26 protein-coding genes are annotated in these 25,757 nt (G+C 43.6%); 6 read left to right on the forward strand and 20 right to left on the reverse strand.

Translation table 11 applies throughout. The annotated features are described in order from the left end of the window. Positions 1 to 125: 125 nt before the first annotated feature. The 5 genes from thrB to yutH all read right to left on the reverse strand — a co-directional run bounded on the left by thrB (position 126) and on the right by yutH (position 5,706). Positions 126 to 1,058, reverse strand: coding sequence for a homoserine kinase (gene thrB / locus ACN6NB_RS14875; protein ID WP_024423360.1), 933 nt, complete (start codon positions 1,056 to 1,058; stop codon positions 126 to 128). Further along, the gene (gene thrC, locus ACN6NB_RS14880; protein ID WP_268502526.1) at positions 1,055 to 2,116 is read right to left on the reverse strand and encodes a threonine synthase; all 1,062 of its coding nucleotides are present in this window, start codon (positions 2,114 to 2,116) and stop codon (positions 1,055 to 1,057) included. Before thrC ends, thrB begins: the two co-directional genes overlap by 4 nt. Then, positions 2,116 to 3,417: a homoserine dehydrogenase gene (locus ACN6NB_RS14885; protein ID WP_047202460.1), complete on the reverse strand. Its 1,302-nt coding sequence runs from the start codon at positions 3,415 to 3,417 to the stop codon at positions 2,116 to 2,118. Before ACN6NB_RS14885 ends, thrC begins: the two co-directional genes overlap by 1 nt. Positions 3,418 to 3,640: 223 nt before the next feature. After that, a complete protein-coding gene (locus tag ACN6NB_RS14890; RefSeq protein ID WP_330545504.1) occupies positions 3,641 to 4,609 on the reverse strand; it encodes a 2-hydroxyacid dehydrogenase in 969 nt (322 codons plus the stop codon). A gap of 74 nt (positions 4,610 to 4,683) precedes the next feature. Continuing rightward, positions 4,684 to 5,706, reverse strand: coding sequence for a spore coat putative kinase YutH (gene yutH / locus ACN6NB_RS14895; RefSeq protein WP_474253405.1), 1,023 nt, complete (start codon positions 5,704 to 5,706; stop codon positions 4,684 to 4,686). 132 nt (positions 5,707 to 5,838) lie between these two features. On the opposite strand from yutH, the gene ACN6NB_RS14900 reads away from it, so the two are divergent. Continuing rightward, on the forward strand, positions 5,839 to 6,339 hold the full coding sequence (locus tag ACN6NB_RS14900) for a phosphatidylglycerophosphatase A family protein (protein WP_047202457.1): 501 nt from the start codon (positions 5,839 to 5,841) through the stop codon (positions 6,337 to 6,339). Between the two features lie 39 nt (positions 6,340 to 6,378). On the opposite strand, the gene ACN6NB_RS14905 is transcribed toward ACN6NB_RS14900, so the two are convergent. From ACN6NB_RS14905 to ACN6NB_RS14915, 3 genes are read right to left on the reverse strand one after another with little or no spacing between them, the layout of a single operon-like run. Further along, a complete protein-coding gene (locus ACN6NB_RS14905) occupies positions 6,379 to 7,152 on the reverse strand; it encodes a TIGR01457 family HAD-type hydrolase (RefSeq protein WP_228280214.1) in 774 nt (257 codons plus the stop codon). 18 nt (positions 7,153 to 7,170) lie between these two features. Continuing rightward, a complete protein-coding gene (locus tag ACN6NB_RS14910) occupies positions 7,171 to 7,605 on the reverse strand; it encodes a DUF86 domain-containing protein (RefSeq protein WP_039181197.1) in 435 nt (144 codons plus the stop codon). 19 nt (positions 7,606 to 7,624) lie between these two features. Continuing rightward, positions 7,625 to 7,900 carry a YutD family protein gene (locus ACN6NB_RS14915; RefSeq protein ID WP_039181199.1) on the reverse strand — a complete coding sequence of 92 codons (276 nt, stop codon included), beginning with the start codon at positions 7,898 to 7,900 and terminating at the stop codon, positions 7,625 to 7,627. Between the two features lie 120 nt (positions 7,901 to 8,020). Between ACN6NB_RS14915 and ACN6NB_RS14920 the strand changes: the two genes are divergently transcribed. After that, positions 8,021 to 8,656 carry a YhcN/YlaJ family sporulation lipoprotein gene (locus ACN6NB_RS14920; protein WP_058838103.1) on the forward strand — a complete coding sequence of 212 codons (636 nt, stop codon included), beginning with the start codon at positions 8,021 to 8,023 and terminating at the stop codon, positions 8,654 to 8,656. Positions 8,657 to 8,695: 39 nt separating this feature from the next. Here ACN6NB_RS14920 and lipA read toward each other — a convergent pair whose 3' ends face one another. Continuing rightward, positions 8,696 to 9,592: a lipoyl synthase gene (lipA, locus tag ACN6NB_RS14925; RefSeq protein WP_008360456.1), complete on the reverse strand. Its 897-nt coding sequence runs from the start codon at positions 9,590 to 9,592 to the stop codon at positions 8,696 to 8,698. 326 nt (positions 9,593 to 9,918) lie between these two features. On the opposite strand from lipA, the gene ACN6NB_RS14930 reads away from it, so the two are divergent. Then, on the forward strand, positions 9,919 to 10,866 hold the full coding sequence (locus ACN6NB_RS14930) for a M23 family metallopeptidase (protein ID WP_411210445.1): 948 nt from the start codon (positions 9,919 to 9,921) through the stop codon (positions 10,864 to 10,866). Between the two features lie 27 nt (positions 10,867 to 10,893). Here ACN6NB_RS14930 and yunB read toward each other — a convergent pair whose 3' ends face one another. From yunB to ACN6NB_RS14950, 4 genes are all read right to left on the reverse strand, one after another. Continuing rightward, positions 10,894 to 11,664: a sporulation protein YunB gene (gene yunB / locus ACN6NB_RS14935; RefSeq protein WP_217016280.1), complete on the reverse strand. Its 771-nt coding sequence runs from the start codon at positions 11,662 to 11,664 to the stop codon at positions 10,894 to 10,896. 69 nt (positions 11,665 to 11,733) lie between these two features. Beyond that, positions 11,734 to 12,039 (reverse strand): YunC family protein, encoded by a 306-nt coding sequence (locus ACN6NB_RS14940; RefSeq protein ID WP_024425980.1) that lies wholly within the window; start codon positions 12,037 to 12,039, stop codon positions 11,734 to 11,736. Positions 12,040 to 12,106: 67 nt separating this feature from the next. Further along, the gene (locus ACN6NB_RS14945) at positions 12,107 to 13,480 is read right to left on the reverse strand and encodes a bifunctional metallophosphatase/5'-nucleotidase (RefSeq protein ID WP_474253406.1); all 1,374 of its coding nucleotides are present in this window, start codon (positions 13,478 to 13,480) and stop codon (positions 12,107 to 12,109) included. Between the two features lie 66 nt (positions 13,481 to 13,546). Beyond that, entirely contained in the window at positions 13,547 to 14,398 is an 852-nt protein-coding gene (locus ACN6NB_RS14950) for a DUF72 domain-containing protein (protein ID WP_064498081.1), read from the reverse strand. Between the two features lie 305 nt (positions 14,399 to 14,703). On the opposite strand from ACN6NB_RS14950, the gene ACN6NB_RS14955 reads away from it, so the two are divergent. Both ACN6NB_RS14955 and ACN6NB_RS14960 read left to right on the forward strand, forming a co-directional pair. Then, complete coding sequence (locus ACN6NB_RS14955) at positions 14,704 to 15,873, forward strand: PucR family transcriptional regulator (protein WP_144490152.1); 1,170 nt, start codon at positions 14,704 to 14,706, stop codon at positions 15,871 to 15,873. Positions 15,874 to 15,937: 64 nt separating this feature from the next. After that, positions 15,938 to 17,095, forward strand: a complete 1,158-nt coding sequence (locus ACN6NB_RS14960; RefSeq protein WP_064498079.1) for an oxalate decarboxylase family bicupin — start codon at positions 15,938 to 15,940, stop codon at positions 17,093 to 17,095. 7 nt (positions 17,096 to 17,102) lie between these two features. Here the strand turns inward: ACN6NB_RS14960 and ACN6NB_RS14965 are convergent, their stop codons facing one another. The 3 genes from ACN6NB_RS14965 to ACN6NB_RS14975 form a co-directional block, all read right to left on the reverse strand. Beyond that, positions 17,103 to 17,831, reverse strand: a complete 729-nt coding sequence (locus ACN6NB_RS14965; protein WP_474253407.1) for an NPP1 family protein — start codon at positions 17,829 to 17,831, stop codon at positions 17,103 to 17,105. Between the two features lie 290 nt (positions 17,832 to 18,121). Further along, positions 18,122 to 19,321 carry an MFS transporter gene (locus ACN6NB_RS14970; protein ID WP_144490150.1) on the reverse strand — a complete coding sequence of 400 codons (1,200 nt, stop codon included), beginning with the start codon at positions 19,319 to 19,321 and terminating at the stop codon, positions 18,122 to 18,124. Between the two features lie 160 nt (positions 19,322 to 19,481). After that, entirely contained in the window at positions 19,482 to 20,717 is a 1,236-nt protein-coding gene (locus ACN6NB_RS14975; RefSeq protein ID WP_126682284.1) for a pyridoxal-phosphate-dependent aminotransferase family protein, read from the reverse strand. A 171-nt stretch (positions 20,718 to 20,888) separates the two neighbouring features. Here ACN6NB_RS14975 and ACN6NB_RS14980 point away from each other — a divergent pair, with 171 nt between their 5' ends. Beyond that, the gene (locus ACN6NB_RS14980) at positions 20,889 to 21,767 is read left to right on the forward strand and encodes an endonuclease I family protein (RefSeq protein ID WP_474253408.1); all 879 of its coding nucleotides are present in this window, start codon (positions 20,889 to 20,891) and stop codon (positions 21,765 to 21,767) included. Positions 21,768 to 21,779: 12 nt separating this feature from the next. On the opposite strand, the gene ACN6NB_RS14985 is transcribed toward ACN6NB_RS14980, so the two are convergent. The 4 genes from ACN6NB_RS14985 to ACN6NB_RS15000 all read right to left on the reverse strand — a co-directional run bounded on the left by ACN6NB_RS14985 (position 21,780) and on the right by ACN6NB_RS15000 (position 25,621). Continuing rightward, the gene (locus ACN6NB_RS14985) at positions 21,780 to 22,523 is read right to left on the reverse strand and encodes an IucA/IucC family C-terminal-domain containing protein (RefSeq protein ID WP_474253409.1); all 744 of its coding nucleotides are present in this window, start codon (positions 22,521 to 22,523) and stop codon (positions 21,780 to 21,782) included. Positions 22,524 to 22,544: 21 nt separating this feature from the next. Continuing rightward, entirely contained in the window at positions 22,545 to 23,582 is a 1,038-nt protein-coding gene (locus ACN6NB_RS14990) for a FecCD family ABC transporter permease (RefSeq protein WP_474253410.1), read from the reverse strand. Then, positions 23,575 to 24,591, reverse strand: coding sequence for a FecCD family ABC transporter permease (locus tag ACN6NB_RS14995; RefSeq protein WP_047202444.1), 1,017 nt, complete (start codon positions 24,589 to 24,591; stop codon positions 23,575 to 23,577). Before ACN6NB_RS14995 ends, ACN6NB_RS14990 begins: the two co-directional genes overlap by 8 nt. 73 nt (positions 24,592 to 24,664) lie before the next feature. Continuing rightward, positions 24,665 to 25,621: an ABC transporter substrate-binding protein gene (locus ACN6NB_RS15000; RefSeq protein WP_474253411.1), complete on the reverse strand. Its 957-nt coding sequence runs from the start codon at positions 25,619 to 25,621 to the stop codon at positions 24,665 to 24,667. Positions 25,622 to 25,757: the final 136 nt, after the last annotated feature.

Raw genomic sequence — 25,757 nt, forward strand, 5'->3', positions numbered from 1 at the left:
TTGAAAACCCTTGAAGTCTAGGAAGAACGAGCACTGGCGCGGAGCGAATTGAACATTCGTGAGCACCAGCGCGCAGGACTGACAAAGAATGCGAGGGTTTGTCTACACGCTGGGAACGTGCAGATTCACAGCACGTTCTTTACTTGATTAACAGGATGATGCTGCACGACAACACCTTCTACAGGTACCGTCAGCAAATCGACTTCGCAATGCGGGAAATTTTGGGCAAGCTGTTCTTTCAGCGCTTCTCCCTTTCCTTTTTCCACTAAGGTGAGGATCGTCGGCCCAGCACCGCTCAAAGCTGTTCCATACGCTCCTTTGAGCGAAGCGACATGCTCTACCTTCGACAGCTCTGGAACGAGCATTGTTCGGTACGGCTGATGAAATAAATCCTTATTCATCATTTCTCCAACAAGCGGCCAGTTTTGTGTCATTAAGGCGGCAACAAGTACGTTGCTTACAGCACTCGCACTAACAGCATGCTTATAGGAAAAATCCTCTGGGAGGACATCACGGGCATCCTTTGTGAGCACTTCATAAAAAGGAATCACCACGACGACATCTACATCCACATGCTGCACTTTAACGGCATGGGTTTTGTCTTCTTCATGAAGACCAATCAGTAAACCACCGAATAAAGAGGCACCCGCATTATCTGGATGACCTTCTACCTCACTTGCATAAAAGAGCTTCTGATCATCTGTCATGTTTAATTCAAGAAGCTGATTGGCGAGTTCAATGGCGGCCACGATGGCAGCAGCACTGCTGCCAAGCCCCCGTGCCAATGGAATATCACTCCACACTTTGACATGAACAGGCGGGAGTGTTTTTCCAAAGTCATCTGCGACCTTTTTGGCTGTTTGATAAATCAGGTTGTCGGTGCCTGATGGAATCCCAGACACGACATCTGTTTCTGCTTCAAACAGCCAGCTATCATGGTCATAGACCGATAGCTTTAAATAGCGGCTGAGTGCCATTCCAACTGAATCAAAGCCTGGTCCTAAATTGGCAGTGCTTCCCGGTACTGTGATTGAAAAAAGCATGGAGGCTTCACTCATACGCGTGCGGCCTTTTCTAAGTGTTCAAGAATTTGATCTTCATCTGCATCGAGTGTGACCGGCTTGATTTGTGAAATATCGATAGCTGTATTTGGATCTTTCAGTCCGTTGCCTGTTAGTACCGCAACAACTTTACTGCCTGGCTTGATTTCACCAGATTTCACCTGCTTTAACACGCCGGCAATCGACGCACATGAGCCCGGTTCTGCAAACACACCTTCTTCACGTGCAATCAATTGATACGCATGAAGAATTTCCTCATCAGTCACTTCATCAATCTTTCCGTTTGATTCATCTGCGGCTGCCACAGCTTGTTTCCAGCTTGCTGGATTTCCGATACGGATAGCTGTTGCCACTGTTTCTGGCTGCTCAATCACTTCATTTCGAACGATTGCCGCTGCACCTTCTGCTTCAAAACCACGCATGACAGGCAGTCCAGTTCCTTTTTTCTCGTGATATTCCTTGAAGCCTTTCCAGTAGGCTGTGATGTTCCCGGCATTTCCAACAGGAATCGCCAGTACGTCCGGAGCAGAGCCTAGCTGCTCACAGATTTCAAATGCTGCTGTCTTTTGTCCTTCAATTCGATAAGGATTGACGGAGTTCACAAGGGCGATCGGCGCTTTTTCACAGATACTGCGGACGATTTTCAGTGCATCATCAAAGTTGCCGTCAATGGCAATGATCTCTGCTCCGTACATGACAGCCTGTGCAAGCTTACCGAAGGCAATTTTCCCGTCTGGAATGATGACAATACATTTCATATCAGCACGGGCTGCATATGCCGCTGCTGCTGCAGAAGTATTCCCTGTTGAAGCGCACATGATTGTATCATTGCCTTCTTCTTTTGCCTTAGCAACGGCCATGACCATTCCTCGATCCTTGAAAGAACCTGTTGGATTCACGCCTTCTGTTTTCACATGAAGCTCGATTTCCAGCTTTTCTGAAAGCTTGGCGAGATGGATCAGCGGTGTATTCCCTTCATTTAATGTTAGTTTAGGTGTAGATTCGTTTACTGGTAAGAATTCTTGAAATTCTTCAATGAGTCCATTCCATTTCATTAGCTTAAACCGTTCCCTTCTACTCGGTACGTGCTCTTCACTTGAACCACCACGTCGAGGTCGTTTAATTTTTGCAGGATATTTGAGAAATCTTCTTCTGAGGTCTGATGTGTAATAATTACAATTTCAGCCAGCTCATCGTGTCCTTTCACAGGAAGCTGAAGGATCTTTTCAAAGCTGATGCCTCTTTCAGAAAAAATAGATGTAATGCGGGAGAATGCCCCGACTTGATCTCTGACATGAATTCTTAAGAATTGCTGAGCAAATACTTCTGATGACGATTTGATCTTCTTCTCAAACTGCGGTGCGATAAATCCGCTTCCGTTCACGCCAAGGCGCATGTTTTTCATTACTGCGACTAAGTCTGATACAACAGCTGTTGCCGTTGGCAGACTTCCTGCTCCAGGTCCGTAAAACATCGTTTCTCCTACAGCACTTCCGTAGACATACACCGCATTAAATTCATTGTTAACGGATGATAATGGATGATGATCAGGAAGTAAGGTTGGCTGAACGCTGACCTCTACTTTCTCTCCGTCCCGCTGAGCAATTCCAATCAGCTTCATTGTATAGCCAAACCGCTTACTGAAATTAATATCCTCATCAGAGATATCAGAAATACCTTTCACCTTGACGTCCTCTAAATCTACATTCATGGAAAAGCCGAGTCTTGCAAGAATCGCCATTTTCCTGGCTGCATCCAGTCCTTCTACATCAGCTGTCGGATCCGCTTCTGCAAAGCCAAGATCCTGTGCTTCTTTTAAGACATCCTCATATGCGCTTTTATCGACATTCATTTTCGTTAAAATAAAATTCGTTGTACCGTTCACAATCCCCATCATCTTGGTGATTCGGTCAGAGGCGAGCCCTTCCTCCAGCGTGCGCAAAATCGGAATTCCTCCGGCAACACTTGCTTCATAATAAAGATCACAGCCATTTTCTTTCGCTACATGTAAAAGCTCCGTACCGTAAAGCGCCATTAAATCTTTATTGGCTGTAATGACATGCTTCTTCTCATTCAACGCATCTATTAAATATTGTTTTGTCTCTTCAATGCCGCCCATCACTTCAATGATGACGTCGACCTCTGGATCTCTAATCACATCGTATACTTCAGTTGTGAAGACCTCTCTTGCGACATCCACATCTCTTTTTTTATCGGGATTGCTCACAAGCACTTTTTGTATTAATACCGGACAGCCGATTTGGTGCATTAATTTATCCTGATGATCTTGGATAATTTTTACGACACCGCTCCCCACTGTTCCTAATCCTAATAGCCCAACTCGAATTGCCTTCACCTGAAATTCCACCTTTCTCCGTAAATGTCCTCTCTAAAAAGACATTTGTTAACCTTACACAGACATTCAATGTACACACATTATAAAGGGGTATCCTCATTTTGACAAGGTAATAAAATAAGAGATTGTCAGAATGAAACCGCTTAACAGCTATTTATATCAAGATTCTATATTTTCAAAATATTTTTGTCAGAAAAGCTCCCGAACACCGGGAAGCTTTATATTATGAACGAACCGGCGTTTTGGCTGGCTTGTCTTGTAGGACAAGTGCAATATTCTCAGCACATAAACGCATCATCGTTTTTCTCGTTTCGACACTAGCACTTCCAATATGAGGGAGGACCGTGACGTTAGGTAATGTCGTTAATGGATGAGATGGACTGACAGGCTCTTGTCTAAATACATCTAGACCTGCGCCGGCAATTTTTCCTGTCGTGACAGCCTCGTATAAAGCATCCTCATCCACCGTCTGTCCTCTTGATACGTTAATGAAATAAGCAGAGGTCTTCATCAGATCAAATGCTTGTTCATTAAACATGTCTTTCGTTTCCGGGGTTAACGGCGTCAGACAGACGATGAAATCAGACTGTTTGAGCAGTTCCTCAAAATCCGCATATGTCACACCAAGCTGCGCTTCTGCCTCGGGTTTTCTGGAACGATTATGATAAAGGATATTCATATTAAAGCCTTTGGCCCGCTTGGCTAGTGCTGTTCCAATGCTGCCCATTCCGACAATCCCGAGCGTTTTGTGATGAACATCAGCACCAGCAAGAAGAAGCGGCCCCCAGCCTGTCCAGTTTCCATCCTTAATCCAATCACTCGCCTCAACAATGCGTCTAGCTGACGCCATCAGAAGGGCAAAGGCTAAATCAGCCGTCGATTCTGTTAAGACGTCTGGTGTATGACATACAGTGATTCCGCGCTTTTTGGCTGCTTCAACATCAATATTGTCATAGCCAACAGCAAGGTTTGCGACCACCTTGATATTCGGAGCCTTTGATAAGAGGGGCTCATCTATTTGATCTGACAGCATGGTGAGAAGCGCATCCGCTTTAGCTGCTTGTGTTTCTAGCTCTTCTCTTGGACATGGCTCATCCTCGCTCGGCCACATCTCAACATGAGCGACTTCTTTTAATGGTGTAAGTGATGCTTCATCAAGCTTTCTTGTGATATAGACATAAGGTTTCGTCAAGAAGGACACTCCTTTAATCGATTTCTTTAAGCATAACGAAAAACGCCTCAAGAGAAAAGAGACGTTTCGTCTGTTCACTGAAACTTCAAATCAGCTGCAGGCTGGATCCAGCCAATAGCCGGAATGGGGCTCCCACCGCTTCGCATGGCGCTCATTTCTTGAAAAACCTTTAGAAAGTATTCATAGCGATTGGCATCATTTAAAACGTAATCTAACCGCTCTTCATAATATGCTTTTTCATTTTCTCCAGACATGTAGTAGCCCTCCACAATTTCAAAATAATGAAGCGGGAACAACAGGCGGCTGTATAATAAACGCTTTGAAAAAGATGAAAGAGGTGTCACCTGCTCATATTGCTGAAGAAAGGAAAAGCCCTCTTCAATTAAATCTTCCTTATGCTGCACAAAAGTCTCTCTTAAGTATTCGGCAATATCGCGGGTTGGATGATCAAAGACCCAATCCACAGGTATACGAAGCGGCTGCTCATGCGGCCATGTCATACGTGAAAAGCGCTGATGACAGACAGTGCCTGAGTCACCTTCTTTCGGTTCATCATCGAGCTCAGTATCGACTAAATATTGAATGGCATTCTCCGTTAATCCAAGATAATACGGAAACGATTCAATGAATTTTTGTTCAAACCGTTCCAGCGGTTTTTGATGCATTTGCTGCATCCAAAAGCCTTCGAGCTGATCTAATCGTTTTGCCCACAATTCCTTCCAGGCACCGACACGTTTTGTTTCGGATACTTCATATGGAAAGCCTCTTCCTCTAACATGAAAGGCCGCCAGCTCTGATGCTTGCTGAAACGAGCGGCTTGAGATCGGAGGCGCTGCTTTTAATAAAGCGTACTGCTCCTTCCCATGAGTAAAGGTGGGCTTTTCTTCATTTGTTAATTCAAACACAGCGACGTATGGGTCTCCAGCATTCAGTAAATACTGACTGATATGATACATCTCTGCGAGTTCTTCTTCTCGCAAATGAGACACAGGAACAATAAGAAAGAGAGCCTCCGCCGTTTGAAAGCTATGATAACTGCCGTATGGCATAAACTGACGAACATCAATACCAAATGTGTGATAAATGGTTTCTTTCATGTTTTCACCTGCGTTCCTATGATCAATCTCTTATCATATCGTAGTCGCAGGTTGAGGGATTTATGAATACTATTTACTATCCGAAGCTTTTTACACGTTGTGGACAAATTAAGAGGATTGGGTGAGGAATACATGCCGCATCATCATGAGATGAACGAAGTAGAAAAAACAGCAAGACGCCGTTTACAAGAACGAGGCGTAACCATTCAAGATATAGCAGACCTTGTCTACTTTTTACAGGAAAAATATCATCCTGGCTTAGACATGACAGAGTGCATCCACAATGTGGAGCGTGTCATCGCAAAACGTGAAGTCCAAAATGCGATTTTAACGGGCGTTGAACTAGACGTACTCGCCGAGCAAAAGAAGCTGACTGAGCCGCTTCAATCAATACTTGAAACGGACGAAAGCCTGTATGGCGTTGATGAAATTTTATCCTTTGCTATCGTCAATATATATGGTTCGATCGGCTTTACGAATTACGGATATATCGATAAAGAAAAACCGGGAATTCTCGGAAAACTCAACGATAAATCCACAGGCGAATGCCACACCTTTTTAGATGACATCGTCGGCGCTATTGCTGCTGCCGCATCAAGCAGGCTGGCACATAGTGCGAAAAATGCGGAATAAAGAAAAAGAGGACGCGCGCGTAACGCTTGTCCTCTTTTTTTATGATAATCGCTCAATCCACTCGGATAATGAATCAATGACATAGGTTGGCTGCTTTTCATACTGCTGAAGCAGCTCTTTTGTTGTCACACCTGTATGGACGAGTAATGTGTCCATGCCTGCATTCATTCCTGCCATAATATCCGTATCATAGTTATCACCCACCATGAGCGTCTCAGACACATCTGTTCCAAGCACACGCATCGCTTGTTCCATAATAATGGATTCTGGCTTTCCGATAAATGTCGGCTGAACTGTTGTCGTCACAGTCAGTACAGATGTTAACGAGCCATTCCCTGGCAAAAGCCCTCTTTCTGTTGGGATGGCAATATCTCCATTTGTTGAAACAAATTGTGCGCCTTGACGGATGGCAATCGCACCTACTGCTAATTTTTCATATGTAATGCCCCGATCAATTCCAACAACAACAAAATCTGCGTCTTCCTGACCAAACGTCAGCCCTTTTTCTTCAATCGCCTGCTTGATTCCTTCTTCACCGATTACGTAAACTGACGCATCTTTCTTTTGCTCAGCAATATAATTGGCCGTCGCCATACTTGTTGTAAAAACTTGATCTTCTGTGGCTGGAATATCGAAGGAAACTAGTTTTTCCGCTACCTGCTTTGGCGTGCGTGATGAGTTATTCGTGACAAACAAGTAAGGGATGTTCAACTCATTTAACTTCTGAACAAATTGACCTGCTTCTTCGATCTTTTCTGTTCCTTTATACATTGTCCCGTCTAAATCAATTAAATAGCCTTTGTATTTCATGATGCTCACAACTCCAATGGTTTATTTAAACGCTGATACTGGGCCAAGCTCCTGCTCCAAGTAGGTACGGATGCGGCTTGGAAAGACCTCTAGCGCCTGCTCTACTTCGCTGATCACCTGCAATAAGTCATGATGATCCACTTCCTGATATTGCTGCACAAGTGTTTTGCGGGATGAGACAAGCTTTTTCAACTGACTGCCTTCACCTTCTGGTACGACCTTTTCATCAACAAGGATATCCATGATGTCATCATAGCTTCCTGGATCACGCATAATAAAGCCATCAATCATGTCATTTCCAGTATCAAGAATACATTCGACGAGCAAATGAACAATTCGTTCCAGCGCTTTTTTTTCTAGAGGACTTGTCCATGTTTGATGACTCTGCATCAACTCATATTGCTCCTCGAAAAAACGTAATGTCTCTTCAATCTTTTTTCTGTCTACGAAATACATTATGACGCTCTCCTTTGCGTTATTTTCTGATTCGTTTTAAGACAAAATAGGCACAGCCAAAATTACAGTATTCATAAATGTATTCATCGAGTGTGCTGATTTTAGTATCAAATGTGGCCTTTTGGTTTTGGTCATCAAAGAACCCTTTCAGCCTGAGCTGATTATAGCCCCAGTCCCCCACAATATAATCATACTTATTTAAAATATCTGAGTACCTTGCTTTAAACGCTTCTTCATTAAAGCCGTCTTTGATATCTCTTACAAGATCAAAGGTAGCATTCTGAATGACGATCATCTTCTCACCTCTTTTTAAACGATCCATCTTTAATGATAATTCATTGGAAGAACTCCATCAATTGCTAAAGCATGTTTTTTCCGATTTAGCCGAAGCTAAAGGAAAAAGGAGGTCACATTTATGAAGAAACAACTGACAGCCGCGATTCTCCTCAGCATGCTTTTAGGCGGGTGCGGCTTTCAATCAGGTATGAACCGGCAAGTGGATGAAGATTCTTCAAGTAAAACCATCCGTCTGTCGGATCGTCATGAAGGAAATAATTCCAACATGCCAGAAGCAGACACAAACAAAGCAGGATATGTTCGTTATCAGCGCCAGCAAGTAACGGATCAGAAAGAAAGAACCCCTGCTTTAAATCGTGAGCATCTTGCCCACGTGATTACAAGTTTAACGGTGCAGCTGCCAAACATCAAAGATGCTGCGACACTTGTGACAGATGAGGATGCACTCATCGTGTATCGAACAGGAAACAAAAACCGTGATGAATCTGCCGATCAAGTAAAGAAAACGGCGGTTTCTGTTCTCCCTCGTTATTATCATGTATACGTCTCTGATAATCCAGAGCACTTTCAATCCATTGCCAATTTTTCACGTCTTCAAACCAATTCACGTGATTTTGACCAGATTTTAACTAAAACAATTCAGCAAATGAAGTACTCCCCTCAAGGTGGAGATATTTCAACGAAAGAAGATGCAAATGGGATGACGAATTCCGACCGTACGATGAGAAGAAACGCCCCTTATGGCCAAAATTAATATGAGAAAAAACGCCAGAGAGCTCTGGCGTTTTCTTTGTTATGCTTGCGCCTGACGCTTTTTAGACGCTTCGTTTACTTGTTCATCTGCATGGTAGGAAGAGCGCACAAGCGGCCCAGCTTCACAGTGGCTAAAGCCTTTTGACATCGCAATTTCCTTCAGCTCTGCAAACTCATCCGGATGATAGTATTTTTGAACTTTCAAATGCTTTTTCGAAGGCTGTAAGTACTGACCAATCGCCATAATATCCACGTTATTGGCAAGAAGATCATCCATGACTTCAATGATTTCTTCCTTCGTTTCACCGAGTCCAATCATAATGCTTGATTTTGTTGGAATGTCGGGCTGCATTTCTTTTGCACGACGCAAGAATTCTAATGAACGATCATATGTAGCACGCGCACGAACTCTTGGCGTTAATCTGCGAACTGTTTCAATGTTGTGATTTAAAATGTCAGGACGAGTGTCCATTAACGTCTTCAAGTTATCATAATTACCGCCCATGTCTGAAGGGAGAACTTCAATTGTCGTGAATGGGCTTTTTCTTCTAATCGCACGAACGGTTTCAGCGAACACACCTGCTCCGCCATCCTTTTGATCATCCCTTGCAACCGCTGTTATGACAGCATGCTTTAAGTTCATTAAGGCTACTGAATCTGCCACGCGTTCTGGCTCTTGCAGGTCAAGCTCAGTTGGAAGTCCAGTTTTCACCGCACAGAAACGGCATGCGCGCGTACAAACAGATCCAAGGATCATAAATGTAGCGGTTCTTCTCACTGCCCAGCATTCATGAATATTCGGACATTTTGCTTCCTCACAAACGGTATGCAGGTTGTTTTCCCGCATCATTTTCTTCAAACCGGTATAGTTTTCATTCGTATTCAGCTTAATTTTAAGCCAGTCCGGTTTTCTTACGTGCTCTTCCTTCTTTGCCAATTCCATCATCTCCATATGAATTCGTTAAAGGTGCATCTACAAAAATCTTCCTGCTATATACGATGGATGCAGCCAAGAAGCTGCAAAAAATTGAATCTTCGGCCTAAAGCCTTTTCTTTAGACACTTTAACATAGTACAGATTGAACAACAAGGGAATGAGCTGCAAAAATACCCAAAAGCCTCCTAAAAAAACAGAAGAAAATTACTAACATTTTCTTCTTATGAAATAGAGTGATCTAACCACACTAAACGGTAGAAGACGATGCTCGATGAAAGGAGATGGACGTTTGTGAAAGTGGTTTTAGCCATTATGATTGCTCTTTCAATGCTCCCTTTACCTGTTCATGCAGAAAGGACCGGCAAACAGTCAAATGAATTGAAGCAAAGAATGGCCCTATATGAAAAAGTCTCCATCACAACACAGGTTCCATGGTATGTACTTGCTGCAGTTGATCAGTATGAACACAATATTCGAAAAAGCAGAAGAGATTTACCGAAACAAAAAGGCGTCATTGGCATCTACATTCCCCGGGAAATGTGGATTGGACCAGAAAACCCGAATAAACAGGATACCTCTCCTTTAAGCATTAAAGTGTTTGACGGAATTGGGCTTGATGGGAATGGGGATGGCAAAGCGGACAGCGATGACGATGAGGATGTATTATTCACGTTTGCTCAATACTTGCTTCACTACGGCAGCAGCATTGATCAATTAAAAATTGGCTTATGGGACTATTATGGACGTGATCAAACCGTTGGAATCATTTCATCTTTTATGAAGCTATATAAGCACTACGGCCATCTTGATCTTGGAAAGCATGCTTTTCCTCTACCAGTTGGAGCTGACTACAGCTACCGAAGTACATGGGGAGATGCGAGAGGATTTGGAGGAAGAAGAATTCATGAGGGAACCGATTTATTTGCCCATTATGGACTTCCCGTTCGTGCGACATCGTATGGCGTGATTGAAATGAAAGGATGGAACCGCTTTGGCGGCTGGCGGATAGGCATTCGAGATATTCATAATCATTATCATTACTTCGCTCACTTAAATGGCTTTGCGAAAGGACTTAAGACAGGTCAAATAGTTGAACCAGGTCAGGTGATTGGATCTGTCGGAAGCTCCGGTTACGGCCCTCCAGGCACCGCAGGAAAATTTCCGCCGCATCTTCACTATGGCATGTACAAAGACAACGGTAGAACGGAATGGTCATTTGACCCATACCCTCATTTGAGGGCGTGGGAAAGAGCTGAACGGAAACGAAAATCGTAAAAAAACAGCCCAATCATTGTTGGGCTGTTATTCCTTTTTCTCCTTTTTCTCTGGGAGAACAATTGGTGGAGCACCTGAATTTGTTCCGCTGCCATTATAATAATCTGGTACGTCTCCTTGAACGGCTTGTATGGAGACAGGAACAGAGTTTTTAACTACGATTGTTTCAGAAGCAAATGGGATAATGACTCTTACCTTAACCTCGATCAGAACACTAATATCAATCAAGGCATTGTTGATGCCATAAGGCTTAATGTTTTTCTCAACGTCCGTATGCGGATCACCAATCACACTAAAGCGTACAGGTACTTTGGGGCCGAGGTTGGCGATGAGTGCATTTCCGGATGCTTGCCCAAGCGGAATGTTATATATAATGCCGTCATGTCCATCTGTTTGATCCTTTAACGCTTCTTTAGCCTCTTTTTGAAAGTTCCCCTTTTCAATGTCCTCTAAATTTTTCTGAAGATGACGTGATAGGTCAGCCATGGCTTTCGATGTTGCTTGCGCATTAAAATCGATGGTCGTCACTTTTCCGTTCTCACTTGTATTCATGACCACCATATCCTTCATATTCTCCTGATCGTCTGCAAAGTCTTGCACTGAATATTGTATGAGGTGATTGGCGATGCGCTCTGTTTCTAGTTCAGCAATGTGAATAAGGGTTGGTTTAATGGATCGGTTGATAAAAAACAAACTAATCACGGTTGAGAGCACAAAGAATAAGATCGCAAGCAGCATGACGTAACGAAATGGCAAAGGGCCCTTCTTGTAGGGGCGATAACGGCGGTTCATTCTCAATAAAAAATCCCCCCTTCTCCATTACATGTGTATGCAGACAGGCGGGGGGATAGGAATCATCTCTCTATTTTATTTCACCATTTTTAATAATGCATCTCTTCCAATTGTTCCAGCAGAGATACCCAGTGCTTCTGCGGCGTATGTCACAGATTCTAAAGGAGCATCGAGCAATTGCTCAATGGTTCTTACCCCAACTGCTCTTCCTGCAATAATTCCTCTATCTGCAAGCTTTTCATTCAAGAGCCCGACATCAAGTGCACCGCACATGATATACCCGTGTTCATTTGTTACTGCCATGAAATTTGTCTTCGGCAGTTTGACGGTGACCGCTGTAAAGGAATGGCCATCAATTGTAATAGGTGTTAAATTCACCAAATCCCTTCACTCCTCTCATCACAATCTATGTGAAAAGAGGGCGCGTGTTGTTAGGCTGAAGCGGATTTCATGTTGCTTCCTTCAAGCGCCATGTCAGAACATCACGTAAAAATTCAGGCATAAAATATTCAATGTGTTCGTGATCACGGATATGAGGAAAAAGAGAGCCTAATGTATACATATCGACTGTGCCAACTGTATAGGAGGCGTCTTTTTTGATCAATTGACCATGTACAAAGACATCCTTCACCCGTTTGGCCTCGCCTTCTTCTAACGTATAGCTGAGTCCGCTATATAGCATTTTCCCCATCAGCTCACCTCTAAAGCCGAAGCCTTTAATGCGCAGCTGTTCCATTTTTTCTTCACAGCCCCGCCGAACCGTTTCGATGAGCTGTTGACCGGTAAGCGTCACCCGAATGGGATTAATAGGATGCGGACATATCCGGTGGATTTCTTCTCTTGTGACGATCCCTGCCTCTAATGAATCAAGCACCATACCTGCATTCATCATGCCAATATCTGCCTCGCACCAATCTTTAATGGCATCTGTTAAGAGCTGCGGAAGCGGAGATTCATCGAACCACTTCGTTTCTAGCTTCGATTCAATCGTTGTGACTTTTTCCTGCATGAGTGCTTTGGCTCTTCTTTCTGCCTGCTGTAAGGTGGTGATAGCTTCGTTTGATTCACTGATGAGCTGATCCACCGACTGCACTGTCGCTTTTTTCTCTATCAGCTCTTTGCGTGCTGTATCGATTGTCAGCTCGACGCAGCCAATATAATGCCCATACTTTTCAGCGCATGCAAGCAGCACCCCATTGTCCATTTCGCCCTGTTCTAACAGATGATGCGTGTGTGATCCTAGGATGACGTCGATTTCAGGGAAATCACGAGCGACCTCTCGATCATGGATAATACCGAGATGGGATAAGAGCACAATGACATCTGCCTGACGCTTCACTTCCTGCAACATGTCCCGTATGCTGTCAAATGGATCAGTAATGTTCCAGCCCAGCTTTTCATAAACAGGTGTATACGCAATGGTCACGCCTAAGAGACATATTCTCAGTCCGTTTTCCATTGTGATCATATGATAGGGCTTTGCCCATGATGGCCTTTTGCCTTTCTCAAATAGATTAGACAGGACCACAGGAAATTGTGCATTCTCATATAGGTGATCCAGCTGATCATGAGGCAGCGTAATGCCTTCATTATTCCCGATCGTAACTCCATCATAGCCAAGCTGATTGAGGAGCTTGACATTTACCTTTCCATAATCAGCTTCGGATACGAGGTTCACTCGATCCATATGGTCGCCAATATCAAACAAGAGCATCTGATCGTGAACTTGACGCTTTTCTTCAATATAAGCTGCAATTTTTGGCCAGTTCTCAAAATGGCTGTGCAAGTCGTTTGTATGATATAACCATAGCTTCTGCAGCATGTTGATCTCTCCCTCAAGTTGTCACTGACCGTCTCATTCAGGTTGAAAGCTTCAGTCAGCTCTCGGTTAACTAAATAAATCTAACTGCTTCGGAGAAAGGCTAGAATACGTGATATCCAGCAAATCAATCATCTGCTGGCCATTTGCCGCTGCATCTCCGCCGGAGTTATTATTAAACACGACATAGACATCTTTCGATTGCTGATGCAAGATGTCGAGATTCTTTTTCCACTCTTTTAATTCAGCTTCATTATATAAATATAAGTATCTCACTTCACGCCAATTCTCATGGTCTGCCGGGTGAAGCCAGCCCTGTTTATTCCTTCCGTGAAATCGGACCAATGTTTTATCACGGTGTGTAGCTTGTATGACTGGCGGAATGGAGCCTTCTCCGACTTGCGGTTCATCACAGACGGAATGAATCCATCCTTCCTTTTCCATAAAGGACAAAGTCTGCTCATAAAATTCCTCTGAAAACCATGTACGGTTTCGGAATTCGAGAGCACAAGGAATATCACCCATCTTCTCCTTACACCATCTTAAATAGTGGACGTGCTCTTTTTTGCAATCAAACCAAGGTGGAAATTGAAAGAGCACCATGGCGAGTTTCCCTTCACGAATGAGCGGAGTCAGCGAAAGAATAAATGCATCAAACATGTCCTCCTTCGAAGCAAACGGAATCTCCCCCCTTTGATGTCCAGTCATCCCTTGGTATGCTTTCACAACAAACTGAAAGTCATCCGGAGTATCCTTTATCCATTTTTCATGATTACGCTCAGGCTGAACCGCATAAAAGCTGGCATCTAGTTCCACAATGGGAAACGTTGATGCGTAGTGAAACAGCTTTTGCGCGCTGCCAATTTTCGGCGGATAAAGACTGTCATGATCTCCCCAGCCAGTTAATCCGATATAAATCATGTTTCTCACCTCTTGCCACTCTCATGTATAGACGGCTTCCTCACATCAAAGCCTTTGTTCCTTGTGATACCCATATTTCTGAAAGAAATTCTTCTGTCTACAACATATCATATTTGCTCGTAATTCTGAATGAAGATGACTGGCGGCACGTGATTTTATCCTGACGCTCTGTTTGTTTGTCATATTAATTAACAACTTTCTATCTAAAATGATTTTAGCTGATAACATAAAATGCATATCAGAGATGTTGACAGTGATTGTCCATTTTTTTATTCATCTTCACCAATAAAGGAGATTGAGTGGATATGAACATAGACGATAACCAGTTTGACATATTACAAAAAATAGCCAGAAATATTCACGAGCCTGTCTATTTGTTTAACCAGTATGGACGTATACTGTATACCTCGAACTCCATGATGACGAGCCCAGAATGGATGCACATTCTCCCCTTTTTTCGAAGCAGGACAACTCATTCTTTTTCGATGATACATGCTAAACAAACCTTTTCCATCTTCCCGATTGATTTAAACGAACAAACATGTGATTACCTCGTCATCCTTTCTTTCATTCACCCGCAGAATAAAGCATTGCATGGGATGCTTGCAAAAGCAGTGAACGAAATGTCGATTGCTCGTATGAGACAATATGCCGCCCTGCAAACGGCCAAGCGTGCTAGAAATGAAGGTTTTCGCAGATGGATAGAGAGGGCATCGTTTTCCCAGCAAGATCATTTACATTTCGCTCAATCGTTTGGATTAAGCGCCGAATGCCGCTATCTATGTATGATCTGTCAGCTTGACCAGCGTAGTGATACCACATGTTTTATGGAGCAGCAAATGGTTTTAGATCATGTGATTGATCTGCTCGAAAGTGCACTTCTAACCTGCCCATTTCCTGCCTTTCTGTTTGTCAAAGGTGATATGGGTGTTGTATTGATGGAGGAGACTGGCAGTTGGCCGGAGGTTAGCGGCAGTCTCATCTCTTTTTTAAAACAATTGCAGCTGCTTGTTAAACTGCAATTGAATCACACCATTTCTTTTGGGGTGAGTTTGACCGCCTGCCTAATCCACCATCTGTCTGAGGGCTACAATGAAGCATTAGAGGCTCTTCAAACCGGACATCTCTCATCGCGAACTGATTATATTCAATTTTATCAGGCGAAGGATGTACCAGATTTACTAAGGCTTATTCCAAGAAAGGATATGATCACGTTTCACCAGCTGCACCTACACCCGTTATCTGAACCATCACAAGTCGATCAAAGTCTTCTTCACACCTTGTCTGTCTATTTAGAAACCCATTGCCACATTTCAGAAACAGCCAAACGATTGTCTATTCATCGCAACACGGTCATTTATCGCCTTGAGAAGTGTGAAGAATTGCTTCGAATCAGCTTAAAAGATCCTGACGCAACATTGCGGCTGCGCTTAGCCTTCCGTATTCAAAGGTTTCTCACATCCCATCCTGATTGAATTTTTTCTTCCGAAGCTTCATATAGTTTGGAAGAGAAAAATGAGTCTCGAGGAGGGATGACAAATGGATGATGAGCTCCGTCACATCCCGCAGCCCATTCGAAAGGATGGCGCGGGTGCCACCGACTTAGGCCCGCGTGATGTCCTTCGAGATATAGAGAACCCAGATATGCTCGTTCCCCCTAAAACCGATGCCGGAACCATTCCTAATTTGAAATTTTCATTTTCTGATACACACATGCATTTGAATCACGGCGGCTGGTCGAGGGAAATTACGAAGCGGGAGCTGCCTGTTTCAACAACGATTGCAGGTGTCAACATGCGGCTCACACGCGGAGGTGTTCGTGAGCTTCATTGGCATAAACAGGCGGAATGGGCGTATATGATTTTAGGCAAAGCCCGCATCACATCTGTAGATGAAGAAGGGCGAAATATGATCGCTGATATAGAAGAAGGTGATTTGTGGTATTTTCCACCTGGTATCCCGCACTCCATCCAAGGACTTGAGGATGGATGTGAGTTCCTTCTTGTATTTGATGATGGCGATTTTTCTGAATTTGATACATTCACGATCACAGACTGGTTTGCCCATACACCAAAAGAGATTCTATCCGCCAATTTTGGTGTTCCTAAGAAATTGTTTGACCGTATTCCGAATAAGCAGCGCTATATGTTTCAAGGCTCACCGCCGGCATCTTTAGAAAGCCAAATGGTATCTGATCCATACGGGAGCATTAAGCCGCCATTTACGCACCAGCTTCTTCGTCAAAAGCCGCTAACGACCTCAGGCGGAACCGTCCGAATTGTCGACTCACAGAATTTCCCGATTTCAAAAACGATTGCCGCTGCACTTGTCGAAGTAAAACCTGGCGGCATGAGAGAAATGCACTGGCACCCTAATAATGATGAGTGGCAATACTATTTAACCGGCACGGCCAAAATGACGGTCTTTGGAGCAGGAGGTACTGCCCGCACCTTTAATTACAGAGCAGGTGATGTTGGATATGTTCCTTTTGGTATGGGGCATTACATCCAAAATATCGGCCAAACGAGCCTTTGGTTTTTAGAAATTTTTAAAAGTGACCGGTTTGCAGATATTTCGTTGAATCAGTGGATGGCCCTAACCCCGCCTCAATTAGTGAAAGAGCATTTACACGTAGATGATGCAATGATTCGTGCGCTTCATAAAGAAAAATCACCTGTCGTGAAATATGAGAGATGATGCGATTTTATTGATACCAAGCTTTTGCTAAATTGTTTTTAAAGTTACTGTCCTTGAATGGTACGTTGGCACTACCAAAGTCTGTTGTATTCAATGCATGTCTTGCTGCCGGCGTTAGATCATCCCAGCCAATTAAAGGCTGCATCCCTTTACCGCTCACATTGCCGCTTACATCCAGCTCGTGGTTCAATGGCCAATTGCTATCATAACCAACCAAAGGATTTGTTCCTAAAATACTTGCGGCACTCGGTGCTGCTTTCTTATATTGCCCATGACCTGAGTAAGCAATCGATTGAACACGCGGGTTGGCTACAGCTGGGTTGTCAATCCAAACGACAATGGATTCCCAGTCATGACGATGACCAAAGCCCGGTGAAGGATTATCTTTTGGGAAATACCAAGCATACATAATTGCCCAGCTGCCATTGTACCAATCTGAACGTGAATATACTTGACCGATATTACTGCTGCATCCACCATTATGTGAACCGCTCGTTTTTAACCCTCTGCTTGTGTTTCCAGCAGCATCTACAGCTGGGAATGGTACACATCCATGCCATACTTTCAAATAAGGCTGAAATTTTTTCGCTGCTTTTTGTGTAACAGTTGTTGGATTGACTTCTCTAAAACCAACTACCTTGTCATGATCAATTTCTGCCGCATGAACTGCTGATGGCACTGCTGTACTAAACATGGTGACGATAAAAAATATAATGGCAAACATAAACTTCTTCATTTTCTATCCCCTTTTCTCTTGATTATCTCAGTTACCTCATGCTGTCGAGATTGATGTTACCATTGTGGAAAAAGCCAATCAATCACTTTTTACACAAAATGTATATTTTAGTATTTTATTAACAATTTTTTATTAATCTCAAAGACCTAAATTTATGGATTTCATCTCAGTAAAAGGTGTAAATATTGATAAACTATACTATTCATTTAGATAAAATATAAAACATTTACTATTTCTAATTGGAATTTTTCTAGATGTATTTCATTCAATAAAAAAAGATTGTAGATCAACTACAATCTTCCTTGCGCTGCATGAGCATGCTGCACTTTTTTCCCCCACACGATGGATGCAGCGAAACTGACGCAAAGCACCAGTGTTCCAAACATAAAAGGAAACTCAATATTCACATCAAATAATATACCAGCAAGACTCGGTCCGACGATATTGGCAAGGCTCATAAAGGATGTATTGAGACCTCCTGCTATCCCTTGCTGATTGCCTGCCATCTTGGACAGCAATGTATTGAGGGCTGGACGGACAAATGACGTAGCCGATAAAAATAAAATCGAACCCGTAAAAATGAACCAAAAGGACGGCGCAAATCGGCAGGCGATCAGCATGAAAGCCGCTCCTAACAGCGCATAACGGACGACTCTCATCTCCCCAAATCGTTTCACACAGGCATTCACTAACGCACCTTGGACAAGCACCCCAGCGAGACCCGCAACCGTAATCACAAACGCAATATCCTTCGGTGAAAATCCGTGTTTTTGGTCTACATATAAGCCGAAAATCGATTCAAAGTGAATGATCCCGAAATTGAGGACAAAGGCCAATATAAACAAAAAGCCGTACGATGTCTTTAGGGCCTCGATCATTTGTACAAAAGGATTGAAATGAATGTCCTTGTTGAGCCGCGCCTCTTCCTGCTTTTCCTTTGTTAATGTTTCAGGTAAGAAGAGGATGGATAACAAAGTAGAAAGGGCAGCAAAGGAACCGGCAATGAGAAATGGAAAAGCGATCCCGTACTCAACCAAATAGCCGCCTACGCCCGGCCCAATGACAAAACCTAGTGTCATCGCTGCACTGAATAGGCCCATTCCTTTCCCTCGGTCCTTTTCACTTGTGATATCAGCGATGTATGCAAACATGGCCGGCATGAGCAAAGCCCCGGCAGCACCGCCTAAAAAGCGAGACACAAACAGCATCCAAAGCTGATCAGCAAAAGCAAAAATAAACTGAGCAATCGTAAAGCCAGCAATCCCGGCAATGATCAATTTTCTTCGTCCAAATCGATCGGTCAGTGCGCCGGCGATCGGCGATAAAGCGAATTGTGTGAGGCCTGTTGCAGCGACAAGAAAACCGAGTGTTTTTCCTGTTGCGCCAAAGGCTTCGATGTAACTCGGCATAACAGGTACAATGAGGCCAAAGCCAAGCATGGCAATAAAAATATTGAGCATCAAAATGTATAATCTGCCCATCTTCTTCATACAAAAAACCTCTTTCTGCAAAATAAATGAAAATGATGACAAAAAGGATGAGAACTTCTCCAGTATAGCGATAACCTTATCTATAAGTCTAGTTTTTCAAAAATTAGCGTTCTTTTCCAAATAAAAAAATACCCGCCAGTGGCGAGTATGTTGGAGCTCGTTATTCAGCTTGTTCATAGATAGAAAGAGCCGCCTGAAGCCCTGCTCCGCAATGGATAGATGCACCGTGTTTGATGAGAATCGCTTCCAGCCCCGCTAACACAAACAGCACATTTTCCTTTCGGCAGCTGTAGCCCATTGTCCCAATTCTCCATATACGGCCGGCAAGCGGACCAAAGGAGCTTGCAATCTCAATTCCAAAATGATGAAGCAGGTCGAAACGGACCGCTTCTCCGTCAATACCCTTTGGAATGACAACACAGGTCACAACCGGCATTTTACAATCTGGATCACCAAACAATTCAAGCCCCATCGCTTCAAGACCTTTCATCAAGGCTTTTTCATGATACGCGTGTCTTTGAAAACGTTCAGATAGCCCTTCTTCCAGCACAAGACGAACCCCTTCTCGCAGTGCATAGAGCATCGTTGTCGCTTCTGTATGATGATTTAATCGTCTTGGGCTCCAATAATCCTGAAGCTGGCTTAAATCAAAATAATTGCTTTTGATTGGAGAAATATCGATCTGTTTTTGTAATTCATCCTGTGTCGCAATCCCTTTTTCTACTTTCTTTCTCGATTCAATGACAGCTGCGACTCGGTCATTATATGTAATAGGTGACATGCCTGATGGTACAGATAAACATTTCTGCGTGCCGCCAATCGCCGCATCTATTTTCCATTCGTCCACTTTTACCTCGACACCGCCAATGGTTGCCACAGCGTCTACAATGAACAGTGCATCAAGAACCCGGCATGCTTCACCAATTTGCTTGAGCGGCTGCAATCGTCCGGTGGATGTTTCACCATGAACCATGGCAACGATTTTAGGCTTGACCTGCTTTATTTCTTGGATGATGTCGGCAGGATCAAAAACCGTCCCCCATTCACATTCCATAGTATGTACTTCAGCACCGTAGCGCTGCCCTATTTCAATGAGCAAGTGACCGAAGCGTCCAAAGACAGGCACAAGCATCGAATCTCCCGGCTCAATCACACTGGCGAGCACAGCTTCAAGCCCTGAACGGGACGTACCGTCAATTGGATAAGCCCATTTGTTTTCTGTTTGAAAAAGTGACCGCAATAAGGTCATTGTTTCGTTCATTATGTGTGTAAATGCTGGATCAAATTGACCAAGAATAGGGGTGCTCATCACACGGAGCACTCTCGGGTCTACTTCTACGGGCCCCGGTGTCATTATCGTTCTCGAAGGTGTTTGCAGTTCTTTCACGTTATCCATCCTCTCCCTTGCTGTCCATCCTTATAAGCCCACTTATACAGGAATGCTCCTAAAATAGCAATCTCTTTTCCTACGAACTCATTACATAAAATTTACGAGAAATCCATTTATTTCTTCATCACAATATGATAGAAATAAAGAGAATACATTCCCTATCAAGGAGGAAATCGAATGAAAAGAACTTTATTTGGAACTGTGGCCGCCGGAATCATGATATTCGGCACATTCGCCGCCCCGCTGCCTCCAGCTGCAAACGCTCAAGGTTTCAATCTGAATGAACCTAGTCAAACGATCACCTTTTCCCCGTTACAGCTTCAAAACGAAACATCTGCACAACAAACGCAAACTGCCGCCACAAGTCAAATCGATTCCTATTACCAATCTGCTACTGGCAAATCAGGACCCACTCTTAAAAAAGCTTTACACGATATCATTGATGATCATACGCAGCTATCCTACAGCCAGGTTTGGGATGCATTAAAGAAAACAGATGAAGACCCCAATAACCCAAACAATGTGCTGCTGCTTTATAGTGGTGCCTCCCGCTCAAAGCAAGCGAATGGTGGAAATGTCGGCCAGTGGAACAGAGAGCATGTCTGGGCAAAGTCTCATGGCAATTTTGGGACAAGTCAGGGGCCTGGGACAGATCTCCACCACCTTCGTGCGACAGATGTGCAAACGAACAGCACACGTGGAAATTTAGATTTTGATACAGGCGGTAATGAATACAAAGGGGCGCCGGGCAATTTCTACGATAGCGACTCATTCGAACCTCACAGCCGGGTCAAAGGAGATGTTGCGAGAATGCTCTTTTATATGGCGGTTCGCTACGAGGGTGATGACCGCTTTCCAGATTTAGAATTAAACGACAAAGTGAATAATGGAAGCTCGCCTCTTCACGGCAAAATGTCTGTGCTTCTCAAATGGCACAAGCAGGACCCAGTCGATCAAATCGAACGGAACCGCAATGAGATCATATATCAAACGTATCAGCACAACCGCAATCCTTTTATTGATCATCCTGAATGGGTAAGTGAGATTTGGGAATAAAAAAAGGCACTGCTATAAACAAGCAGTGCCTTTCTTTTGTTCAAGAGGACAAACAAGACAATAATCAAGACTCTCTGATTTTTTCTCAAGCTTATAATACATACAGCAGGTTTTCCGGTTGGATGTTTCAAGTAAGCTGTCGTCTAGGTTTAAACTGTGCTGAAATGGATTTTGCTGAGCTCCAAATACATCACCAGCCGCCTGCTTCAGGTACAGATAATCCTCCCGCACGCGCTGCTTCACCGCAGTTTCTTCCGCTTCCCGCATCATGCTTCGATAAAGAGAGTTGATTCGAACGGCTACATTTTCCCATAAAATACGAGAAGAGAGTTTTGATGTGCGGTTCAGTACGTCTAAAAGAGGCGTGACACACTCCGTAAATAGCGCACGTACGACCTTCTCTCTCCACTCATGCCGATCTCCTTCTAGTGGAACAAACGAACACGCCGCCTCATCCACTTCAATTTTCCGATCCTCTCTAAATGCACATGCTGCTGGTGGAAACTGATAGATACCGTCATACAGCGTCATCAAATATAGAGAGGAGCTGACGGCTAAATAGGCATACCGCTTTGAAAACATAGAAGCTGCTACCGCAAGATTGGGTGCATGCATCGCTTCCTTTTCAGCTTCTAATAAACGTATGACGGCTGCTTCTGAAAAAAGCGCAGCAAGTGTGCGATCAGATGTCATTGGTCCATTTGTGATGTGTACCCCGAAATCAAGTAATTCTCTCTCAACCCACTCTGGCCTCATATCAAAACCCCCATCTTCTGTTTATCGATTGCGCTGTTGATATAACAAATAAATAAAGAACGGTGCACCAATAGCTGCCGTAAATACACCTGCTGGGACGTCTAACGGTAGAAATGCGGTTCTAGCCACAAGATCAGCCAGCATCACGAGAATACTTCCAACAAGCGCAGATGCTGGGACAAGCGCTATGAATGAACGTCCAATGATCATCCGTGCAACGTGCGGCGCCATGAGTCCAACAAATTCAATGCCGCCTGCAAATGCGACTGCAACACCAGCCAATGTCACACTCATCAGGAGAAAGAATAATCGTTTCGCCTGCACTTTTACCCCGAGACCTGTTGCAAGATCATCGCCAAGTTCTTTTACATTCATCGTTCTTGCTAACACCATGACAATCGGTAAAATAACCATCACCCAAGGAAGCATCGCAGTAACGTCTTTCATCGTAGAACCATACAAGCTCCCCGTCAGCCAGATGTAAGACTTTGTCGTTGTCATCGTATCACTAAGAACAAGCGTAAACGTCACACATGCCTTCATAATGGCAGAAATCCCTATTCCCATTAGGACAAGTGTGATCGGTTTGACCCCTTTTTTCCAAGACAGCAAATAGATCAGGCACGATACCGCAAAAGCACCTGCAATCGCCCATAAGGATTGATAAGCAATAGGCACAGTACCCATCCAAAAGACGATGAACATAATCGCACCAAACGAAGCACCACTCGTAATCCCAATAATGTCAGGTGAGGCCAGCGGGTTGCGAATCAATCCTTGCAAAATAAGCCCTGATACCGCAAGCGAGGCTCCGACTAAGACAGCCAGCAGCGTTCGTGGAATCCTCAGCGTATTTAACACAAAGGAATTTCCCTCTCCCTGACCGATTAAATGAAGCAGAACATCCACCGGCTGAATGAACCGGCTTCCCATACTGAGACTGAGAATAAATAAACCAAAGGAAATGGCCGTCAATAAAAGTAAAATCAAAAACGTCCGCTTTGAAAATTGAAATGAAATGCGCCCGCCTTTAGAACGCACTGTATATGTTTTAGCCACCTGTCTTCAACCCCTTGCGCACGAGATAAACAAATAGAGGCGCTCCTGCTACCGCCGTCATGACACCAATCGGCACTTCCTGCGGCATGATCAGAAAACGAGCCGCCAGATCCGCGGCAAGTAAAAGCGACGCTCCCACAACGGCACAATACGGCAGTACCCAGCGGTGGTCAGGTCCGACAAGCTTTTTCACAATATGCGGCACAAGAAAACCAACAAAACCAATTGAACCGGCAACAGCGACCGAACCACCTGCTAAAAAGACGACGAGTACACCCATCGTGATTTTCAGCAGCAGTGTACGCTGGCCAAGTCCTTTGGCAATATCATCTCCTGACAAAAGAACATTAATAGAACGTCCTAGAAGCAGCGCCACAATCGTCGCACCGAGAATATAAGGTAACACAGGGATTAACATATCAATGCTTCTTCCAGACACTGAACCAGCCATCCAGAACAAAATACTTTGAATCGACTGTTCATTCACGATTAAAAGACCTTGTGTAAAAGACGCAAACAGTGCAGATATCGCCGCTCCTGCAAGGACAATTTTGACTGGCGTTAATCCATCTCTACCAATGGAACCCAATAGAAAAACGAGCATCCCTGCAATCGCTGCGCCTAGAAAGGCTGTCCACATATAGCCTGTTAACGACTCTGTTGAAAAGAAAACAATCGAAATCACGATAAAAAAGAGTCCACCTGCATTAATTCCTAATAAATCAGGCGCCGCAAGCGGATTTCTCGTCAATGCCTGCATGAGTGCACCTGAAATCGCCAGGCTAGATCCAACGACCGTTGCGATTAAAGCTCTTGATAATCTGGATGTCATGACAATGACACTGTTTGGATCCGATTCATCAAATTGAAGAAAAGCATGGATGGTGGCTTTGAGGGAAATTGAGGTTTGCCCAAGGGAAATACTGAGCAAAAAAAAGACCAACATCAACACAATGAATCCAGCAAAAAGCAGTGCCTTGCTTGAATCCTTTTTTAATAAACTTCTCATCTGATTCCCGCTTTCAATCTGTTATGGAAAAAAGGAGAAAATGGTATGTTCACATTTTCTCCTCTGTTATGACTTATTTATCAATTCCTAGACGATCGTAAATATCATCAAGCATCATGTTTGCAGCGATAATACCGCCGCCCATGTTCCAAGTGATTTCATCTACTTTATGCACTTGTTTCGCTTTCACTGCGTCAAGCTGCTTCCATAAAGGATGACTCGTCCACTCTTTATATGCTTTCTCAACCGCCTTATCTTGATCATCCATGAAGTAATAGATCACATCTGCATCCATTTGCGGAATGCTCTCTTTGTCTGTCAGTGTAATAATGTCTTTCTTTTTATCTTTGACATTCTTAGGTCCTTTAAAGCCTAACTCTGTTAAAATCGACCCTGCGAAACCAGTTTGATAGATTCTAGCATGGTCTGCACGGAAGTTCACCACAGACACACTCATTGGCCAGTTTTTGATGTCTTTTTTCGCTTTTTCTTTGAAGTCAGCGACGCGGTCATCCCACTTCGTCAGCAATTCTTTTGATTTGTCTTCCTGATTTAACGCTTCACCCATCAACTTCACTGTATCTTTAAAGGTGAACACTGTTTCTGTTGCAACAGTTGGAGCGATCTCTTGCAGCTGATCAAAAATTTGCTCATGGCGGATTTTCGATGCAATGATCAAATCAGGATTGAGCTTTTCAATTTCCTCTAAATTTGGCTGTGTTTCCTGCCCAACAATTTTAACATCCTTTAAGTCATCTCTTAAATATTTATACGTAGGTGCTTCAAGCCAAGATTCTACAACACCCACTGGTTTAATGCCCATAGCGACTGCTGCATCGGTTGCTCCTTGGTACAGTGTCACAATACGCTTTGGTTTATCCTTAATATTGTCAGTTGAACCGATAGCGCTTTCAACGGTCCTTGTTTTCTCTTTACTATCTGACTTGCCGTTACTGCTATTGCTGCCGCAAGCTGCAAGTAAAACGATGGAGAGCACAACTAATAGCGACCAAAAAGATTTCTTGAACATGTACCTCACCTATCCATTCTATATGTAGTCATATCGTTTGATAACGATTCTCATTATCACATTATGATTTTATCATAGAAAAGGATGGTGTCAATGTAAATTTTTAAGAAAATGGGAGAGTATTGACTAGTTGTTC

Source organism: Bacillus sp. 11B20 (genome assembly GCF_056098985.1).

Coding starts and splice junctions, on each gene's coding strand:
- thrB (WP_024423360.1), bottom strand. CDS start 1,058: ATGAGTGAAGCCTCCATGCTTTTTTCAATCACAGTACCGGGAAGCACT.
- thrC (WP_268502526.1), bottom strand. CDS start 2,116: ATGAAATGGAATGGACTCATTGAAGAATTTCAAGAATTCTTACCAGTA.
- yutH (WP_474253405.1), bottom strand. CDS start 5,706: ATGAAAGAAACCATTTATCACACATTTGGTATTGATGTTCGTCAGTTT.
- ACN6NB_RS14900 (WP_047202457.1), top strand. CDS start 5,839: ATGCCGCATCATCATGAGATGAACGAAGTAGAAAAAACAGCAAGACGC.
- ACN6NB_RS14910 (WP_039181197.1), bottom strand. CDS start 7,605: ATGTATTTCGTAGACAGAAAAAAGATTGAAGAGACATTACGTTTTTTC.
- ACN6NB_RS14915 (WP_039181199.1), bottom strand. CDS start 7,900: ATGATCGTCATTCAGAATGCTACCTTTGATCTTGTAAGAGATATCAAA.
- ACN6NB_RS14920 (WP_058838103.1), top strand. CDS start 8,021: ATGAAGAAACAACTGACAGCCGCGATTCTCCTCAGCATGCTTTTAGGC.
- ACN6NB_RS14930 (WP_411210445.1), top strand. CDS start 9,919: ATGCTCCCTTTACCTGTTCATGCAGAAAGGACCGGCAAACAGTCAAAT.
- ACN6NB_RS14945 (WP_474253406.1), bottom strand. CDS start 13,480: ATGCTGCAGAAGCTATGGTTATATCATACAAACGACTTGCACAGCCAT.
- ACN6NB_RS14950 (WP_064498081.1), bottom strand. CDS start 14,398: ATGATTTATATCGGATTAACTGGCTGGGGAGATCATGACAGTCTTTAT.
- ACN6NB_RS14955 (WP_144490152.1), top strand. CDS start 14,704: ATGAACATAGACGATAACCAGTTTGACATATTACAAAAAATAGCCAGA.
- ACN6NB_RS14960 (WP_064498079.1), top strand. CDS start 15,938: ATGGATGATGAGCTCCGTCACATCCCGCAGCCCATTCGAAAGGATGGC.
- ACN6NB_RS14965 (WP_474253407.1), bottom strand. CDS start 17,831: ATGAAGAAGTTTATGTTTGCCATTATATTTTTTATCGTCACCATGTTT.
- ACN6NB_RS14970 (WP_144490150.1), bottom strand. CDS start 19,321: ATGAAGAAGATGGGCAGATTATACATTTTGATGCTCAATATTTTTATT.
- ACN6NB_RS14975 (WP_126682284.1), bottom strand. CDS start 20,717: ATGGATAACGTGAAAGAACTGCAAACACCTTCGAGAACGATAATGACA.
- ACN6NB_RS14980 (WP_474253408.1), top strand. CDS start 20,889: ATGAAAAGAACTTTATTTGGAACTGTGGCCGCCGGAATCATGATATTC.
- ACN6NB_RS14985 (WP_474253409.1), bottom strand. CDS start 22,523: ATGAGGCCAGAGTGGGTTGAGAGAGAATTACTTGATTTCGGGGTACAC.
- ACN6NB_RS14995 (WP_047202444.1), bottom strand. CDS start 24,591: ATGAGAAGTTTATTAAAAAAGGATTCAAGCAAGGCACTGCTTTTTGCT.
- ACN6NB_RS15000 (WP_474253411.1), bottom strand. CDS start 25,621: ATGTTCAAGAAATCTTTTTGGTCGCTATTAGTTGTGCTCTCCATCGTT.